This is a genomic window from Microcoleus sp. N9_B4, from assembly GCF_036701635.1.
GTDB lineage: Bacteria > Cyanobacteriota > Cyanobacteriia > Cyanobacteriales > Microcoleaceae > Microcoleus.
In genome coordinates, this window is sequence record NZ_JAUBRC010000012.1 from 61566 (window position 1) to 77883 (window position 16318).

A 16318-nucleotide genomic window follows, 5' to 3' on the forward strand; every position below is an offset into this window, starting at 1 on the left:
TTAGAATCCAAGGCAATTTATCAGGGTAAGTTAAGGTGGAATTAAATTATAACATAAACGATGAGTTTATGCACTAATGTGATTTGTGAACCTTTTAGAGTTGAAAAAACCAGGTTTCTCAGCTATCAAATAGTATCTCAAATAGTCCCCACAATCGCATACAAGGAAGAAAAAAAACAATGTACGAAAATCGCATAGTCGCCTATCATCAACTCATCCAACAACTGCTCGAATGTCCCAGCAAGGAAGAAACGAAAATATTAAAAAATAACATCCAGTTACTCGACCCTGGACTTTTGTACACAATTATGGAAGGTGCTAAGCAAGTGGATGAGAATGGCAACCCAGAGGTAGCTAAATTTTTAACCAATCTTGCCTTGGAACTGGGGAAACTTCTTGGTAGCGGTCAGCAGCCAACGGCAATCAGAAAACAGATAGCTGATGCTTTATTGACTTGGGGAATTGAGCAGTTTGATATGAGTCGGTTTCTTGTCGCTTTTCAGTGCTGGCAACAGTGCCTTAGCATTTATCAAGCTATTCACGACCGCCAAGGGGAAGCATATTCTGTGGGAAATTTAGGTAATTATTACTCTCTGGAAGACGATGAACGAGCGATCGCTTTTCACAAACAGCATTTAGCAATTAGTCTGGAAATTGAAGACCGCCAAGGGGAAGCATATTCTCTGGGAAGTTTAGGCAATGCTTACCACTCTCTCGGAGACTATAAACGAGCGATCAATTTCTGCAAACAGTCTTTAGCCATTAATCGGGAAATCGAAGACCGGCTTGGGGAAGCAGCTTCTCTGGGAAATTTAGGTAATTATTACTACTGTCTGGGAGACGATGAACGAGCGATCAATTTCCACGAACAGTCTTTAGCCATTAATCGGGAAATCAAATATCGCCGTGGGGAAGCGATTTCTCTGGGAAATTTAGGCAATGCTTACTACTCTCTAGGACAATATGAAAAAGCAATCGAGAACTATCAAGACTGCCTAGAAATTGCCACTCTCAAAACTCTGCCATACGGATGCTTAAAAGCAGGTAGCAACCTCGGCAACATCGGCTTTACCCAAGGCAATTGGCAACTCGCCTTAGAAGGATACGAACCCGCCATAAAAGCAGTAGAACAACTCCGCAAAGGCTCAACAACCGATAAACGCCGCCAAAAAATCATTGCAGAAGCTATCTCCGTTTACGCCAACACCGTCCAATGCTACATCAACCTCAAACAATACGATCGAGCCGTCGAAACCGCCGATCGCTCCCGATCGCGCCACCTCGCCGACTTATTCGCCAGCAAAGACCTCTACCCCCAAGGCGACATTCCCCCCGAAGTCGAAGCATACTATCGCCTGCAACAACAAAGCGATCGCTTGCGTATTTCTGAAAATGACGGTACAAAAGCGATCGCCGCCACTCGCCAACCAATCCCCAACGGCGACGCTATCATCGAAAAGATTAAACAATTAGAAGATGAAAAACAGAAAGCTTGGCTGAAAATTCGCAGCAAAGACCAAGTTTTGGCTGCTCAATTGCAACCAGCCCCCCTCAGTTTCGACCAGATGCAAGCCTTAATTCCCGATGCCGAAACCGCCATCCTCAATTTTTACACCACTGATGAGCATACCCACATTTTCATCTTGCGCCAAAATCAATCAACCCAACTCCACACCTGCGAAGGTCAAGGAATTGAAACTTTGCAAAATTGGCTATTCAACAACTGGTTAAAACCTTATAAAGAAAACCAAACCGCATGGCAAAATCAAATGGGTGAATTTCTCCCCGAACTCGCTAACCGCCTGCAAATTAATCGACTGATTGAACAACATCTCAACGGCATCAAAGAACTGATTATTATCCCTCACCTGTACCTGCATCAAATTCCCTTTGCCGCCTTACCATTAAACGAGATTCCCATTCCCCATAGCAATACAGCCTCCGACAGAACACGCGGCTTAAAACCTCTCAGCAAACCCACCATCACCCCTGCCAAAACCCCGCCCCAAAAACAACCAGAATACCTCAGCGATAAATTCCGCCTCCGCATCGTTCCCAGTTGCCAAATTCTCAACTTTTGCCACCAGCGAGGCAACCTCAAACCAGCCACAATGGGAATCGTCGAAAATGCCACAGGCGACCTCGTTTTCACTGGCTACGAGTGCGAAACCCTGGCAACCATGCACCAAATTGATAAAAATTCCCGCCTCGAATATGAGCAAGCGACGATCGGCAACTATCACAACTTACTCAACCAAGTGCAAGTCCTTCATTCCAGCCATCACGCCAGTGCCGATCTGAATAATTCCCTCGAATCAAAACTGCATTTATTTGATGGCGACATCAACCTCGGTCGTGTTTTTACCTGGAGATTTTCAGACTTAGCCGAAGTCTTCCTCTCCTGCTGCGAAACCAATTTAACCCTCACCCAAATTACCGACGATCCGCTCTCCATTGCTAGCGGTTTCCTCTGTGCGGGTGCGCGAAATGTGGTCAGTACCTTGTGGGCTGTGGATGATTTAGCAACCGCTTTATTTTGTATTTTATATTATCAGGAAAAGCAGGATAATAGCCGATCGCAAGCGCTGCGAAAAGCACAATTTAAGCTCCGTAACTTGACAGGAGATGAGTTGTCTGGTAAATATAAACGGCAGTTAGAGGCTTATTTTGAGCAACAAAAAGGAGAAAAACAAGCAGAAATTGTCAAAAATGTGCGATTGCGTTTAGACTGGCTTTGTCGGCAAGAATTGCCGTTTGTCAGTCCCTATAATTGGGCGGGGTTTGTGTCGCAGGGTTTGGCGTAGGAGAAACAGTAGCATTTACATTCCTGGACAAATCAAAACCACAGAAACCGGGTTTTTTACCGTATCTGCGGGCTGTAACGCATCTTCTGGGCAAAAAACCCGGTTTCTAACCACCCCTGCGTTTAGGACTAATTTAGAAATTTTCTAGCAGAGATTTCTCTTGTGCATAAACCTTTCGTAGCGACTCCACGGCGATCGCACTTAACATCAATTTAATCACCCCCACCAATTCCCCCCACTCCAACAATTCAGAAACAGAAACAGCTTTCTGAAATCTATCCGCATAAAAATCCACCCAAAAATCCGGCGCGTGTCTCTCTTTCTGACTCGCTATCCGGCGCTTCCAATAACCAAAATCTAAACCAGAGGGCGATTCCACTCCTAAAACAGGCGGAAAGTCGGCATAACTGACAAACCGACTCATGCCTTTGGCGTGCACGTACAGGATATGCGCCCAGCACTCGAAGCGATATATTTGTTCTACCTTGATTTTCAGCAGCCGCGCGATCGCCTCTTTTGTCACAAACCGGCTCAATCTGTGTCTGGGGGTTGATTTTGGTCGAAAGCTTGCTAACATAGTTGGTACATCCCACTTGATGGGAATTTTCAATGGTTGATACATCCCACTTGATGGGAATTTCAGATGGTTAATAAATCCCAGTTGATGGGATTTGAACTTTGATAAGCGATCGTCCTTGAGTTTTCCAGGCCTAGGGGCGATCGCTTTTTACATTACAAGTTTATGACTTATATTAGTCAAAAGTCAAGAGGTTATGGGATTAATTAAGTTGCGGGTTCGAGAATTTGCTGCCGAGAAGGGCTGGACGCTGAAAGAAGTTTCAGAGCGATCGGGCGTAGTCTACAGTACCCTCAGAACCTATGCCCGATCGCCCGGATTAGCAACAGTTGATGTGACGGCCTTGCACAAGTTGGCAAGGACTTTTGATTTGTCGATCGAAGATTTGTATGAAATTGTGCAGGAATAGTCGATCGCTTTTAGGAACTAATTATCCAGTCAATATTATTCGACAGTTGCTAGCATCTGATTGACAGACTCACCCCGTTGTAGTGCTTCCCAATCCGATGTAACAGGTTGGTAAGAACAGTAACACACCACAATTCGCTCCTCAGTATCGGAAGCAAAAAACTGCTGAACGCGAGTAACTACCCAATCTCCATCTTTCCCGTGGGTGACTCCATTACCGGGGTCAGATAGATTTTCATAATCGCGGGTTTTGTCGCCTACTTGAGGAATTTCTGGGTTTTCTTCCCAAGTCCAATTTTCCCAAAGTATATTAGTTAGACCGCCCCTCGGCATAAGCTGACGTTCTTCCCAGCCCGGAGCACTCATGCTTTCGGTTTTGTAGACAATCCAGATTTTTTTTGCCATTTTTTTAAAGACGATCGCACAATCGCGTTCAATACTTCGACTATATCAGAGATGAAAGCTCGTGCATCGGTTAAAATAGAGAAGTCAATTTGTGATTAATAAGTCTGAATGCCTACGTTACTCCGAGTCGGCCCATACCGTTTCTTCTGCTATGCGGGCGATCGGGATGAACCACCCCACGTTCACGTTGAGCGCGATCGAGAAGAAGCTAAGTTTTGGCTTAGTCCAGTTCGCCTTCAAAATAATAAAGGCTTCAATCGTACAGAAATCAATGGCATTCAGAAACTTGTTGAAGAACATCAACAGCAATTATTAGCAGGTTGGAATGACTTCTTTAATGGTTGAGTTGCTAGAAATTCCCCAAGCACAAAACGTAGTTGTTACAGACGACGCGCTAACAGTCGATCTATCCGATGGTCGTACTATTTCTGTTCCTTTAGCCTGGTATCCTCGGCTATTGCATAGCACATCAAACGAACGCAATAATTGGCGATTTATTGGTGGAAATGAGGGAATCCACTGGCCTGATATTGACGAAGACATTAGCATCAAAAATATTATTCTCGGTAAACCATCTGGAGAAAGTCAGAAGTCATTTCAGCGGTGGTTAGAGGAACGCGGGAAGATAGTCTAATAACAAATCTGGCTTAAATACCCTTCTTAGTCTCTTAGAGAGGGACTTCGTTTGTGTAAAAGCGGTTTCAACCGCCGAATAATCTTAAAAAAAGCGCCTGAGTTCCCCCAGACGCATACCATAAAATCAACAAATTGTCAACCCTAACCTAACCATTCAAAGCCTCAGCACCGCCGCAAACTTCCAGGATTTCCTGAGTAATTGCTGCTTGCCGCGCCTTGTTATAAGTCAGCGTCAAACTACCGATCAAATCGCTAGCATTCTCACTAGCATTGTTCATCGCCGTCATCCGCGCAGCCAACTCGCTAGCAGCAGACTCTTGCAAAGCCCGCAGCAATTGGTTGTTCAAATACAAGGGCAAAAGAGCCTCCAGAATTTGCGCCGGATCTTGCTCGAAAATCATGTCCCTGGGCAAACTCTTCGTAGGTGAAGCAACCTTCTCCCGCGATACTTGAAACTGTCCGCCTTGCGATGTCAAGCGGAAGATTTCATCATCAGGAGTTTCCAAACCTTGGGGGTCGAGGGGCAGCAAGGTTTGAATTACCGGACGCGAACTAATTAGCGAGACAAACTTGGTGTAAATTAGCTCAACTCTGTCCACAGTTCCCGACAGGAACAAAGAAAGCAATTCGTCAGCAATTTGTGCCGCTTCCGGTGCTGTGGGAATTTGTTCTAAGTTAGCGTAAGTAGCATCGATCGGCTGTTCGCGGCGCTGGAAATACTGAGTAGCTTTGCGTCCTACCAACACGTATTTGTAGTCTAAGCCTTCAGCTTTGATTTCCTTAGCGCGATTTTCGGCGTATCTGATGATGTTGCTGTTGTAGCCGCCGCACAAACCCCGATCGCCCGAAACTACCAACAGTCCCACCGATCGCACTTCGCGTTTTTTCAGCAGCGGCAAATCCAGGTTTTCAAACTGCAAGCGTTCCGCCAAACCGTATAATACCTCTGCCAGTCGATCGGCAAAAGGCCGAGTAGCAGTCACCTGTTCTTGAGCGCGGCGCACCTTTGCAGCGGCCACCAAGCGCATTGCTTCTGTAATCTTTTTAGTGTTCTTGACCGACTTAATGCGATCGCGAATAGTTTTCAGATTTGCCATAATTTTCTCCTTTTTTCTTAGCTTTTATTCTGAGTTCTTAGTTCCCAGCCATCAATTTTTAAGCTTAGCTACGGTAGGGATACGGCATTAACCATTGGTGTCAACTTAAGACTGAAACCCTGTGTCTCGATGTTTGTCTCGAAGTCTCGATCCCCCTAAATCCCCCTTAAAAAGGGGGACTTTGAGTGCTTCTAGTCTCCCCCCTTACAAAGGGGAATTTTGAACGCTCTTGTCCCCCCCTTCTTAAGGGGGGCTAGGGGGGATCTGTGACTTAACTAATGACTAATGACTGATGACTAATGACTAATTACGCAGAAACCAAGAAACTTTGCTTGTATTCAGTGATGCCTTCTTTCAGCAGCTTCTCAGCTTCATCAGTCAAGGCCTTTCCGCCTTGAACAATTTCGCCGTACTTCGGCTTGCTAGTCCGCAAATAGTCGCGCAAACCAACAGTAAACTTGCTGACTTTTTCCACAGGAATGTCATCCATATAGCCGTTAATACCGGCATAGATTATAGCCACTTGTTCGTTCATCGGCAGAGGCGAACTTTGGTCCTGTTTCAACAGTTCCCGCAAGCGTTGACCCCGCGACAATTGATTCTGAGTAGCTTTATCCAAGTCAGAAGCAAACTGAGAAAATGCTGCCAGTTCTTCAAACTGCGCCAATTCCAATTTCACCTTACCGGCTACTTTTTTCATTGCTTTAGTTTGAGCCGCTGAACCTACCCGCGATACCGAAATACCGGGGTTTACAGCCGGACGCAAACCAGAGTTAAACAAGTCAGAAGAAAGGAAGATTTGACCGTCGGTAATCGAAATTACGTTCGTCGGAATGTAAGCAGAAACGTCACCAGCTTGGGTTTCGATAATTGGCAAAGCAGTCATGCTGCCTTCGCCCAAATCGTCGCTCAATTTAGCAGCGCGTTCTAGCAAGCGAGAGTGCAGGTAAAACACGTCTCCGGGATAAGCTTCGCGACCGGGAGGACGGCGCAGCAACAAGGACATTTGGCGGTAAGCTTGTGCTTGTTTGGAAAGGTCATCGTAAATGACCAAAGTGTGCTTGCCTTTGTACATGAAATACTCGGCTAAGCTAGCACCTGTGTAGGGAGCCAAATATTGCAGTGTGGCGGGGTCGCTAGCGTTGGCTGCTACTACGATCGTGTAGTCCATCGCGCCCTTTTCTTGCAGGACGTTGACGATGTTAGCTACTGTAGAAGCTTTTTGACCGATCGCTACGTAAACGCAGATCACGTTTTCCGATTTTTGGTTAATAATCGTGTCGATCGCGATCGCAGTTTTACCGGTTTGTCTGTCACCGATAATCAGTTCCCGCTGTCCTCTTCCCACCGGAATCATCGCATCAATCGCGGTAATTCCTGTTTGCATCGGTTCGTAAACAGAACGGCGAGAAACAATCCCCGGTGCCGGAGATTCAATCAAGCGAGATTCAGTAGTTTTAATTTCTCCTTTGCCGTCAATCGGACGGGCCAAAGCATCAACTACCCGTCCCAACATTGCTTCACCCACGGGGACTTCAGCAATTCTGCCAGTAGCAGTAACTGCCGAACCTTCTTGAATGCCGAGGCCTTGGCCCATCAACACTGCACCGACGTTATCTTGTTCGAGGTTCAGTGCAATGCCCACGGTGCCGTCGGCAAATTCTAGCAATTCCCCAGACATAGCTTTATCCAAGCCATAAATCCGAGCAATGCCGTCGCCTACTTGCAGAACAGTACCGACGTTAGAGACTTTTACGTCTTGGTCGTACTGCTCAATTTGCTGGCGAATAATGCTGCTAATTTCGTCAGGTCTGATTGCTGCCATGTCAGTTGTTTGTTGTCAGTTGTTTGTTGTCAGTTGTCAGTTATCAGTTGTTCAAAACTACCAACTGTTAACTGCTAATTAAATTAGCTAATAGTCATCAGCTATTAACTCTCAGGAATTCAAGCGAATTCCCAGACGGCGCAATTGTCCCCGCAGGCTGGCATCAATTACTTGAGAGCCTACTTTGATTACCACACCGCCGATTAAATCTGCGTCTATTTTGGTTTCAATTTCTACTTGACTAGCGCTGGTCATCGCCTGCACTTTCTCGCGAACAGTCTGCTGTTGAGCGTCTGAAAGCGGGACAGCCGATGTAACTTCAGCCAATACTGTTTGGTTGAGTTCTCGGAGCCTTGCCAAGTATTGTTTGCCAATTCCTTCTAAAAAAAGAATTCTTCCTTTGTCTACTAATAGCTTCAGAAAGCTGTGCATCAAGGGGCTCATTTCTTCACCCGCTATTTGCTGAATCACGGCTTTTTTAGCATCCGGTTTTATCAGCGGATTGGCTAAAAATTGACGCAAGTCTTCTGAACCTTCTAGCAGGCTCAGCAAGGAACGAATATCTTCGCCGAACTTCTCTGAGAGATTGTTGGACTGAGCCAGTGACATCAAGGCAGATGCGTAAGGCTGTAAGACTTCTGTGCTGACTGTACTCACGTTTTAGCCTCCCAGTAACGCAATGCTGCGATCGATTAATTGGTGTTGAGCGCTGTCGTCCAAGCTAGTTTTTAGCTGGCTTTCCACCTTTGCTAATGCCAGAGATACAACCGCCGATCGCAGTTGGGCGATCGCTCTTTCCCGCTCCGCTTCCAACTCTTGACCTGCTGTTGCTCTCATGCGTTCAACGTCTTGCGCTGCCTGAGCTAGAATTGCTTCTTTTGCTTTCTTGGCAGTTTCTTCAGCAGCGGCACGAATTCGTTCGGCTTCTGCTTGCGCTTGAGTCAATTTTTGCTGTTGCTCTGCTAGAGCTGCTGCTGCATCTTTTTGGCGTTTTTCTGCTTCTTGAATCGCCTCTTGGATCGCCGAACGCCTCTCTGTCAGGATTTTACCTACAAATCCGCGCCCGAAATAAAACAGCACTGCAATAATAATGACCAGGTTAATCAGGTTGGTTTCTAAAATATCGAAATTTAAACCGAAACCACCTTCGCCGCTAGCTTCTGTGGCTAGCAATAAAACAGTCCCCATGATACTCTTCCATAATTGCGCGTGCAGATTGGGTGAAGCGATTTTAGATTTGAGATTCCATCAAAAATCTAAAACTCTTCTGTCTCGCTATTTGGCCAGCGACTGCCCTAATAGCTTTTCAAGAATTTGGCCGCTGAGCGCGTCTACTTGTTGTTCTAGTGAGCGCATTGCTTCTTGCTTTTGCTGCTCTATTTCTTGCCCAGCCTTTTCTCGCGCGACTTGAGCTTCTTGTTGAGCCTCAGCTACTTTTGCTGCCCCAATTTTTTGGGCATCAGCTTGAGCAGCAGCAATTACTGATTGAGACTGTTTGCGAGTTTCTCCCAGTTTTTGCTCGTACTGCTGCGCTAGTTGCTGAGCTTTTGCCAAGCGTTCTTGGGCGGAGACTTGAGTGTTGCGAATGTAATCGGCGCGATCGTCAATTGACTTGCTGAGCGGCTTGTAAAAAATTACATTCAAGACTGCGACTAGAATTAAAAACTGCACCGCCATCAGAGGCAGCGTAGCATCTATATCAAACAGTCCCCCTTCCTTAGCCGCTTCTTCAACTGCTAGTAATACTGTCCAGTGCATCATGATTTTTTGACGGCTTCCATCTAATTCGCTTAATCGATTTTAGATTTGAGATTTTGGATTAGAATCGCCAAAACCTCAAATCTAAAATTTCCAATTATTATGCGAAGGGGTTGGCAAACAGCAGCACTAGGGCTACGACCAAACCGTAAATTGTGAGCGCTTCCATGAACGCCAAACTCAACAGCAAAGTGCCGCGAATTTTACCTTCTGCTTCCGGCTGACGGGCAATACCTTCTACAGCCTGACCTGCTGCATTACCTTGACCGATGCCAGGGCCGATTGCAGCTAAACCTACTGCCAAAGCGGCGGCAATTACGGAAGCGGCAGCAACTGTTGGGTTCATGATGATTTTCCTTATCTAAAGTACAAAATTGAGAACAGAAAGTCTACAGAATTGTCCGATGTGACGGGAGGAAGTTTGAGTTCAGAATTTTTCTTTTTCCTCCTTCATTCTTCGCCGTTTATCGTTAGTTAATCGTGGTGTTCTTCGCCGTGACCGCCTTCTAGAGCTTCACCTATGTAGGCTGCGGCTAAGGTTGCAAAAATCAAAGCTTGAATTGCACTGGTAAATAGTCCCAGAACCATCACTGGCAGAGGAACAAATAAAGGCACTAGCAACACTAGCACTCCGACCACCAATTCGTCCGCAAGAATGTTACCAAACAAACGGAAACTTAGGGACAGAGGCTTAGTGAAATCTTCTATGATTTTGAACGGCAACATGAAAGGCACCGGTTCAACATAGTGGGCGAAATACCCCAAGCCGCTTTTGCTGAGACCTGCATAAAAATATGCTAGAGAAGTCAGCAGTGCAAATGCTACCGTCGTGTTGATGTCAGCGGTAGGAGCTCCCAATTCGCCTGATGGCAGCTTAATCAGCTTCCAAGGAATTAGAGCGCCAGACCAGTTTGACACAAAGATGAACAGAAATAATGTACCAATAAACGGTACCCAAGGGCGATATTCTTTTTCCCCAATTTGGTTTTTAGCCAAGTCCCGAATAAATTCCAGCGCATACTCCATAAAATTTTGCATTCCGCTGGGAATTCGCTGGATTTTGCTGGTTCCTAAAATCGAAACTACGACTAAAACAGCAATTACAAACCACGAGGTTAGAAAAACCTGTCCATGAACTTTCAGATTGCCGAGTTGCCAGTACAACTGCTGGCCAACTTCCAATTTGGCGAGGGGGAAACGATTAAAGGTGTTTAGAACGTCAAGCATTGCCATTCAACGGGCTTCCCCATACAAATCGATGAGTTGAGTTTTGCTCGAATTGCCTGACTTACCTGTAGTCTAGTGCTAATGCACTTCGGATCACGTAAACCATCAGCGCAGCTTTGTAAGTCAGAAATCCCAAAAATATCGGTAAAATCTGTAGCTGATTCCACTGTGTTCCTACTATCATCACCGCGAAAAACAGACCGAGCCTTGTCTTGCTGATGCGTTGATTTTGGCTACCGATTCGTTCCACGTCTCTAGCCAACATCTTTAAGTAAACCACACCTGTGACCGCCCCAAGCAAATAATTCAGGGCAATGTTGAGGGAGTAAAAAATCCAAACGGAGATAAAAATAATCGCCGTAAAAGCAAGGGTGTACGCCAACAACTCTTGTTGGAGGCGATAAAAGTCTTGCATGGGATTGGTTGTCTCGGACGAGACTGTCGAGACTGTTGAGACTGTGCCAGCTTGAGGAATATCCTCGGTTGCTGGTGTGGGTTCGGTGGGTGTGTTTTGCGTGTTCACGAAGCTCAGAAACTAATGCAGGTAGCAGGCGAGTGCTTTGCAAACTCAGAAAAATAATACCACGCTGCGGTAACAATACTTAAAATAAAATTAATCATACTTGTCGGAATTTGGTGTCGGGCGCTTCGGAAACCTCAACCCGTTAAATGTCCGATCGACCTCACCCTACATCTCCCACCGCCACACTGCACTTGGTTACACATTGTTCTCTTGATTCTCACTTAGTGAGGCTTACTAAGTGAGGTATGACAGAGGTCGATCGGGCGAATCGATGAGGTAACTCTCTATTCTGGAGACTCTGTGCTCTGTGCGCCCTAGAAGAGTCAATTAAAACTTGATCTCATTGAATAACCTTAAACTCTTGAAGCGCCGGGATGAAATTTTTATTCTCGTGGCTCGATCGACTAAGCTTAATCAAAGCAAATCGCTGTAGAGGCTGCAAACTCGCCCACTGGGCCAAAGAAATTGTCACGTTGAGCTCTTGCGCTTTTGCCGAAACCGACTCCGGTATAGTTGCAGCATCCATCCACGGCGGATTTTCATCAACCGCCAAATCAGTTCCCGGTTTGCCTGTCTGTTGAATTAATACTTGGTTTAGCTTTTCTCGGTAATCAATAATTTCTGCTTCTGTCAAGCAAGGTAACTCTACAAGACTTTGCCGTTCTGCTTGGTTGAAATGATTCCAATCTTGTAACTTAAGTTTAATGCCGCAAGTATCTAACTTGAGACGTACTTGCATCGGAATGCAGCGCAAAGCTTCGACAAAATCAGCTTCAAATTCAAAGAACATAGGTAAAAAGCTTAAATATTAAATTGATACTTATTATGAATAATATCATATTATATTGATTTTTTTTGCAACAGGCTTTCCGGCCTGTTCCACCAACAGACAATTTATCTAATTTTGGAAATTTGCAACAGGTAAGATGCCTGTTCCACGAACAGAAAATTTATCCACTGTGGAACGGGCCGAAGAGCCCGTTCATATTAATTGCAGAATCTCGCATCAGCATTTATAATTAAATAATATTACAAACTATTGACATGGATACCGTAGACTACCTTCGGATTAGCTTGATAGACCGCTGCAACTTCCGCTGTCTCTACTGTATGCCGGAAGGTAGCGAGTTGGACTATGTATTGCAGCAGCAGTTGTTAACTCACTCGGAATTGCTAACTCTGCTGCGGGAAGTTTTTATACCCGTGGGATTTACTAAGTTTCGCTTGACTGGAGGGGAACCGCTGCTGCGGCCTGGGGTGGTGGAATTGGTAAGGTCGATCGCATCTTTGCCGGAAACGCGAGATTTGTCAATCACAACTAATGGCTTTTTGCTGGCGGGAATGGCGGAAAATCTCTACAATGCTGGTTTGCGCCGGATTAATATTAGTTTGGATTCGCTGGAACCGGAGACTTTCGATAAGATAATTGGCAGTCGGGGACGATCGCGATGGATGCAGGTTTGGGAGGGAATTCAAGCGGCTTATCAAGCAGGATTCGACCCGCTGAAACTGAATGTTGTGGTAATTCCCGGTGTGAATGACGGCGAAATATTGGATTTAGCGGCGTTAACAATTAACCGGAATTGGCACGTTCGATTTATTGAGTTTATGCCGATCGGCAATGGGGATTTATTTGGTGATAAAGGTTGGGTAGCTTCGGCCGAATTGCGGCAACAAATTAACGAGAAATACGGGTTAGCCGAGTCGGGAATTCGCGGAAATGGGCCGGCGGATGTGTTTCAAATTCCGGGGGCCAAGGGCACTTTAGGCTTTATTAGTCAGATGTCCGAGTGTTTTTGCGATCGCTGCAACCGAATGCGTTTGTCGGCTGACGGGTGGCTGCGGCCTTGTCTGCTGAACGAAACGGGTCAAATTGACTTAAAAACTGCTTTACGGAATGGGGTGTCTACAGGCGAATTGCGCGATCGAGTGCGGCAAATATTAGAGATTAAACCGGAGATTAATTTCAAACAGCGGGATTCGGGAACTACTCAAGGAAATTACAGCCGCACAATGTCTCAAATCGGCGGGTGAACTGCCCGAAATCGATCGCTCTTTTTGTTCTTTGCACGAGAGGGGCGATTCTTTACCGGATAGCTTTGCTTCACGTACTAGGAAATGGGCGATCGCTCTCAAAATACATTATACTTAAGACAAACTTTGTAAATCTTCCTCAGATAGCTGGGCTATTTTCATCAAGGCTCTTAAGGTTCCAACTTTCAAATCTTGATTCCGGTGAACGGGAATTGACAAAATTTGTTCTATTTCGGGGTTTTCATAGATATGATGACTGCCAGTAATTCTTCTCAAAACCCAACCTTTATGCTCTACTATTTTGCACAGTCGTTTCCCTGAAATAGATTTCATACAGCAATTTCAACAATTTTATCTGTGGAGGCAATTGCTTCACGACTATTAGCAACATCGAGCCAACCTTCAATCGCATCTTTTAAATTAGCCATCACTTCTTCCATAGTATCTCCTTCGGTAATGCACCCTGGAAGTGCGGGAACTTCAGCCCAATAGCCACCTTCTTCTGCGGGATGGATGATTGCTCTAATTTTCATACATTTATTCAGTCATTTGTTAAGGATATTATAACGATTATTAATAAATACAGGAAATTATAGTCGCCGTACAATGTCTCAAATCGGCGGCTAATTATCTATTATCAGCGATAAGTCAGCCTGAAGTAACGCCCTCGCCTTGCGCGCGGATAGATCATAAGCTGGCGTTGCTTGTCCTAGGTCGCAGGAATTCGATATTCAACTCTAGCTTCTCTCCTAGCCACAAAGAATGTTTCGTGTGGTCTGCCACATCGTCGCCTGTTTCAGGGTGAATGAGAATATTGAGCTCCTCACGATTCAGCATTAACCAGGGAACCACTTTGCCAAACTGGTCTGGTAAAAATGCAACTTGATACATTGCTTGGGGGTGGGGGCCAATGGGTTTGTCATGCCAACGCCCAAGCTGCACCTCAAACTGAGTCAATCCTTCTCGTACACGCGCTGCGGCATCGCGATTATCAGCGTCGAAGTAAATATGTCCATGAAAACCAACGATGTTAATGGTGTCTTCTTTCATCATTTTCAGTGGATTATTGAGCTGAGATCAACAACTTTATATTAGCTTAACTTGCGGGATATTTTCTTCACTCCTGTAAACTCCTTAAGTTGATATATCCTCAGTCTTTTCTTTTTTTGTTTCATGCTAGGACAATACCAGTATACTCTCTGCTTCTCTATCTCCAAACTGACTAATGATGTCGATTTCATCTCGCAGAATTTGAACAATTTTAGATGTTGAGCAATTGCCAAGACGGAGATAAATAAATTGGGGAGGATAACCGTAAAGTAAATTTTGTTAATAAATCAGATTTTTTGGAAACAATCACAAAAATATTTGTCTTTGCATATTCCCAAATTTCTGCATCATCAGTATTTGTCAGTCCAAATGTTTTGACATGAACAGAATCGGGATAGAAACCGATAATTTTCGGGAGAATTCGGTCGGAGAGGTTTTCGTCGAATAGCAGTTTCACAGGGATACCACAAATAACTTTTTCTCACAATCTACGGCAAAAGCAAGGCAGGCTTTGATGTCTGCCGAAGTTAGTTCTGAAAAATCTTCCAGAATTTCTGCTTCCGTCATGCCACCTGCGAGATACTCCAAGATGTCGTAGACGGTGATTCGCATTCCCCGAATACATGGTTTGCCACTGCGTTTTCCAGGTTCAATTGTGATGATGTCGTGGTAGTCCATAAAGCAATATTTGGTACTAATAAGCGTAATTATAACTGCAAATAATCCTGGTTTGTTTAGGTCAGGATTTCAGGTTTGAGCAAGTAGGGATAAAAAAAGAACCCTGACGTTGAAAGTAGCCAGGGCAGATGATTTTCCCTTCAATTAGTTTCCCCAGCGAGTGGGGAGCGCAGCGGAAAGATAGGCGCTCATGCAGCGTGGCGTGTTGCGTTTCCATTAAATTAGTTTCCCCAGCGAGTGGGGACTTGATAAACACCGTTTTTTGCCACTGATTATGTTTCCATTAAATTAGTTTCCCCAGCGAGTGGGGACTCTCAATGACGGTAATACACCCGTCAGCCTACAAATGTTTCCATTCAATTAGTTTCCCCAGCGAGTGGGGCCTTGCCACCAAACATCGGAGCGCTGACAAAGATTGAACTGATTTCGTTTCCATTCAATTAGTTTCCCCAGCGAGTGGGGAGTTGGAATAAAACAGTATTCATCAACCCTCCATTTTCTGATCCGCTCCCGTGGGTTAAGTTTCCATTCAATTAGTTTCCCCAGCGAGTGGGGACAATTTACTGGTCAAATTGACAATAAACTGGGTGTTGAGTTTCCATTCAATTAGTTTCCCCAGCGAGTGGGGGCTTCAAACTTATGAAGCAGATAAAGATACCCACTTAGGTTTCGATTCAATTACTTTCCCCAGCGAGTGGGGACAAACCTAACCCAAAAATTCGGTAAAGTATCATTTGTGTTTCCATTAAAAGCGAGTGGGGACGCTAGATGATAGCAAGTCAGCACCGGGATCTTTAGTGTTTCCATTCAATTAGTTTCCCCAGCGAGTGGGGACGTTTGGCTCTGGGCGCGGTTCGTTTGCGGCTCGGTCATTTCCATTCAATTAGTTTCCCCAGCGAGTGGGGAGATTTTTCCCGACTTGTCAATCCGTAAAATCTGTTTAGAATGGTTTCCATTCAATTAGTTTCCCCAGCGAGTGGGGACTTAATTTTTGGTTACACAGCAGAAAGTACGGCTAAGTTTCCATTCAATTAGTTTCCCCAACGAGTGGGGACTTTCGGAGGATTTTGGCGATGAATGTGGATACATTCGTTTCCATTCAATTAGCTTCCCCAGCGAGTGGGGACAATATGGTAAGTGATGGCGGAAATGCTGGGAGGATTACGTTTCCATTCAATTAGTTTCCCCAGCGAGTGGGGACTCTCAGTGCTACGTTGCCCAGGAATACCCGCAAGGGATAGCCGCGTTTCCATTCAATTAGTTTCCCCAGCGAGTGGGGACACAATCGATGTGGCC

21 protein-coding genes and 2 CRISPR repeat arrays (1 of these 23 running past the window's edge) are annotated in these 16318 nt (G+C 45.3%); of the genes, 5 read left to right on the top strand and 16 right to left on the bottom strand.

Annotation, left to right across the window (positions count from 1 at the left end; translation table 11 throughout):
- Positions 1-179: 179 nt before the first annotated feature.
- Entirely contained in the window at positions 180-2804 is a 2625-nt protein-coding gene (locus QUA43_RS10550) for a CHAT domain-containing tetratricopeptide repeat protein (RefSeq protein WP_333373644.1), read from the top strand.
- Between the two features lie 133 nt (positions 2805-2937).
- Here QUA43_RS10550 and QUA43_RS10555 read toward each other — a convergent pair whose 3' ends face one another.
- Positions 2938-3426, bottom strand: coding sequence for a hypothetical protein (locus QUA43_RS10555; RefSeq protein WP_333373647.1), 489 nt, complete (start codon positions 3424-3426; stop codon positions 2938-2940).
- A gap of 151 nt (positions 3427-3577) precedes the next feature.
- On the opposite strand from QUA43_RS10555, the gene QUA43_RS10560 reads away from it, so the two are divergent.
- Positions 3578-3790, top strand: coding sequence for a helix-turn-helix transcriptional regulator (locus tag QUA43_RS10560; RefSeq protein WP_332958465.1), 213 nt, complete (start codon positions 3578-3580; stop codon positions 3788-3790).
- Between the two features lie 35 nt (positions 3791-3825).
- On the opposite strand, the gene QUA43_RS10565 is transcribed toward QUA43_RS10560, so the two are convergent.
- Positions 3826-4194, bottom strand: coding sequence for a hypothetical protein (locus QUA43_RS10565; protein WP_333373650.1), 369 nt, complete (start codon positions 4192-4194; stop codon positions 3826-3828).
- A 108-nt stretch (positions 4195-4302) separates the two neighbouring features.
- Between QUA43_RS10565 and QUA43_RS10570 the strand changes: the two genes are divergently transcribed.
- Together QUA43_RS10570 and QUA43_RS10575 are read left to right on the top strand one after the other, a co-directional pair.
- Positions 4303-4539 carry a DUF4160 domain-containing protein gene (locus tag QUA43_RS10570; RefSeq protein ID WP_333054534.1) on the top strand — a complete coding sequence of 79 codons (237 nt, stop codon included), beginning with the start codon at positions 4303-4305 and terminating at the stop codon, positions 4537-4539.
- Positions 4520-4828 carry a DUF2442 domain-containing protein gene (locus QUA43_RS10575; protein WP_333373653.1) on the top strand — a complete coding sequence of 103 codons (309 nt, stop codon included), beginning with the start codon at positions 4520-4522 and terminating at the stop codon, positions 4826-4828. Before QUA43_RS10570 ends, QUA43_RS10575 begins: the two co-directional genes overlap by 20 nt.
- 148 nt (positions 4829-4976) lie before the next feature.
- On the opposite strand, the gene QUA43_RS10580 is transcribed toward QUA43_RS10575, so the two are convergent.
- The 9 genes from QUA43_RS10580 to QUA43_RS10620 all read right to left on the bottom strand — a co-directional run bounded on the left by QUA43_RS10580 (position 4977) and on the right by QUA43_RS10620 (position 12050).
- On the bottom strand, positions 4977-5927 hold the full coding sequence (locus tag QUA43_RS10580; RefSeq protein ID WP_006631110.1) for a F0F1 ATP synthase subunit gamma: 951 nt from the start codon (positions 5925-5927) through the stop codon (positions 4977-4979).
- A gap of 307 nt (positions 5928-6234) precedes the next feature.
- Positions 6235-7752: a F0F1 ATP synthase subunit alpha gene (atpA, locus tag QUA43_RS10585; RefSeq protein ID WP_333102796.1), complete on the bottom strand. Its 1518-nt coding sequence runs from the start codon at positions 7750-7752 to the stop codon at positions 6235-6237.
- Positions 7753-7863: 111 nt separating this feature from the next.
- Complete coding sequence (gene atpH, locus QUA43_RS10590; protein WP_333373657.1) at positions 7864-8409, bottom strand: ATP synthase F1 subunit delta; 546 nt, start codon at positions 8407-8409, stop codon at positions 7864-7866.
- A gap of 3 nt (positions 8410-8412) precedes the next feature.
- The gene (locus QUA43_RS10595) at positions 8413-8940 is read right to left on the bottom strand and encodes a F0F1 ATP synthase subunit B (protein WP_190740265.1); all 528 of its coding nucleotides are present in this window, start codon (positions 8938-8940) and stop codon (positions 8413-8415) included.
- Positions 8941-9027: 87 nt separating this feature from the next.
- A complete protein-coding gene (locus QUA43_RS10600) occupies positions 9028-9513 on the bottom strand; it encodes a F0F1 ATP synthase subunit B' (protein WP_006631106.1) in 486 nt (161 codons plus the stop codon).
- 97 nt (positions 9514-9610) lie between these two features.
- Complete coding sequence (gene atpE, locus QUA43_RS10605; protein WP_006631105.1) at positions 9611-9856, bottom strand: ATP synthase F0 subunit C; 246 nt, start codon at positions 9854-9856, stop codon at positions 9611-9613.
- 128 nt (positions 9857-9984) lie between these two features.
- Positions 9985-10743, bottom strand: coding sequence for a F0F1 ATP synthase subunit A (atpB, locus tag QUA43_RS10610; protein WP_242717111.1), 759 nt, complete (start codon positions 10741-10743; stop codon positions 9985-9987).
- 55 nt (positions 10744-10798) lie between these two features.
- Positions 10799-11260 carry an ATP synthase subunit I gene (locus tag QUA43_RS10615; RefSeq protein WP_333037348.1) on the bottom strand — a complete coding sequence of 154 codons (462 nt, stop codon included), beginning with the start codon at positions 11258-11260 and terminating at the stop codon, positions 10799-10801.
- Positions 11261-11600: 340 nt separating this feature from the next.
- Positions 11601-12050: a nitrate reductase associated protein gene (locus QUA43_RS10620; protein WP_333373660.1), complete on the bottom strand. Its 450-nt coding sequence runs from the start codon at positions 12048-12050 to the stop codon at positions 11601-11603.
- Positions 12051-12304: 254 nt separating this feature from the next.
- Between QUA43_RS10620 and moaA the strand changes: the two genes are divergently transcribed.
- Positions 12305-13294: a GTP 3',8-cyclase MoaA gene (gene moaA, locus QUA43_RS10625; protein ID WP_333373662.1), complete on the top strand. Its 990-nt coding sequence runs from the start codon at positions 12305-12307 to the stop codon at positions 13292-13294.
- Positions 13295-13408: 114 nt separating this feature from the next.
- On the opposite strand, the gene QUA43_RS10630 is transcribed toward moaA, so the two are convergent.
- The 5 genes from QUA43_RS10630 to QUA43_RS10650 all read right to left on the bottom strand — a co-directional run bounded on the left by QUA43_RS10630 (position 13409) and on the right by QUA43_RS10650 (position 15022).
- Complete coding sequence (locus QUA43_RS10630) at positions 13409-13627, bottom strand: type II toxin-antitoxin system HicA family toxin (RefSeq protein WP_333373664.1); 219 nt, start codon at positions 13625-13627, stop codon at positions 13409-13411.
- Entirely contained in the window at positions 13624-13827 is a 204-nt protein-coding gene (locus QUA43_RS10635) for a type II toxin-antitoxin system HicB family antitoxin (RefSeq protein WP_193972043.1), read from the bottom strand. The genes QUA43_RS10630 and QUA43_RS10635 overlap by 4 nt, the downstream gene beginning before the upstream one ends.
- Positions 13828-13981: 154 nt before the next feature.
- Positions 13982-14347: a DOPA 4,5-dioxygenase family protein gene (locus QUA43_RS10640; protein ID WP_333373667.1), complete on the bottom strand. Its 366-nt coding sequence runs from the start codon at positions 14345-14347 to the stop codon at positions 13982-13984.
- A 208-nt stretch (positions 14348-14555) separates the two neighbouring features.
- On the bottom strand, positions 14556-14801 hold the full coding sequence (locus tag QUA43_RS10645) for a DUF5615 family PIN-like protein (protein WP_333373670.1): 246 nt from the start codon (positions 14799-14801) through the stop codon (positions 14556-14558).
- Positions 14798-15022, bottom strand: a complete 225-nt coding sequence (locus QUA43_RS10650; RefSeq protein WP_333373673.1) for a DUF433 domain-containing protein — start codon at positions 15020-15022, stop codon at positions 14798-14800. Before QUA43_RS10650 ends, QUA43_RS10645 begins: the two co-directional genes overlap by 4 nt.
- Before the next feature lie 133 nt (positions 15023-15155).
- Positions 15156-15724: a CRISPR direct-repeat array (repeat unit 34 nt; unit sequence TTTCCATTCAATTAGTTTCCCCAGCGAGTGGGGA).
- Between the two features lie 98 nt (positions 15725-15822).
- Positions 15823-16318: a CRISPR direct-repeat array (repeat unit 34 nt; unit sequence TTTCCATTCAATTAGTTTCCCCAGCGAGTGGGGA) (it continues 136 nt past the right edge of the window).

Coding starts and splice junctions, on each gene's coding strand:
- QUA43_RS10550 (WP_333373644.1), top strand. CDS start 180: ATGTACGAAAATCGCATAGTCGCCTATCATCAACTCATCCAACAACTG.
- QUA43_RS10555 (WP_333373647.1), bottom strand. CDS start 3,426: ATGTATCAACCATTGAAAATTCCCATCAAGTGGGATGTACCAACTATG.
- QUA43_RS10560 (WP_332958465.1), top strand. CDS start 3,578: ATGGGATTAATTAAGTTGCGGGTTCGAGAATTTGCTGCCGAGAAGGGC.
- QUA43_RS10565 (WP_333373650.1), bottom strand. CDS start 4,194: ATGGCAAAAAAAATCTGGATTGTCTACAAAACCGAAAGCATGAGTGCT.
- QUA43_RS10570 (WP_333054534.1), top strand. CDS start 4,303: ATGCCTACGTTACTCCGAGTCGGCCCATACCGTTTCTTCTGCTATGCG.
- QUA43_RS10575 (WP_333373653.1), top strand. CDS start 4,520: ATGACTTCTTTAATGGTTGAGTTGCTAGAAATTCCCCAAGCACAAAAC.
- QUA43_RS10580 (WP_006631110.1), bottom strand. CDS start 5,927: ATGGCAAATCTGAAAACTATTCGCGATCGCATTAAGTCGGTCAAGAAC.
- atpA (WP_333102796.1), bottom strand. CDS start 7,752: ATGGCAGCAATCAGACCTGACGAAATTAGCAGCATTATTCGCCAGCAA.
- QUA43_RS10595 (WP_190740265.1), bottom strand. CDS start 8,940: ATGGGGACTGTTTTATTGCTAGCCACAGAAGCTAGCGGCGAAGGTGGT.
- QUA43_RS10600 (WP_006631106.1), bottom strand. CDS start 9,513: ATGATGCACTGGACAGTATTACTAGCAGTTGAAGAAGCGGCTAAGGAA.
- atpE (WP_006631105.1), bottom strand. CDS start 9,856: ATGAACCCAACAGTTGCTGCCGCTTCCGTAATTGCCGCCGCTTTGGCA.
- atpB (WP_242717111.1), bottom strand. CDS start 10,743: ATGGCAATGCTTGACGTTCTAAACACCTTTAATCGTTTCCCCCTCGCC.
- QUA43_RS10620 (WP_333373660.1), bottom strand. CDS start 12,050: ATGTTCTTTGAATTTGAAGCTGATTTTGTCGAAGCTTTGCGCTGCATT.
- moaA (WP_333373662.1), top strand. CDS start 12,305: ATGGATACCGTAGACTACCTTCGGATTAGCTTGATAGACCGCTGCAAC.
- QUA43_RS10630 (WP_333373664.1), bottom strand. CDS start 13,627: ATGAAATCTATTTCAGGGAAACGACTGTGCAAAATAGTAGAGCATAAA.
- QUA43_RS10635 (WP_193972043.1), bottom strand. CDS start 13,827: ATGAAAATTAGAGCAATCATCCATCCCGCAGAAGAAGGTGGCTATTGG.
- QUA43_RS10640 (WP_333373667.1), bottom strand. CDS start 14,347: ATGATGAAAGAAGACACCATTAACATCGTTGGTTTTCATGGACATATT.
- QUA43_RS10650 (WP_333373673.1), bottom strand. CDS start 15,022: ATGGACTACCACGACATCATCACAATTGAACCTGGAAAACGCAGTGGC.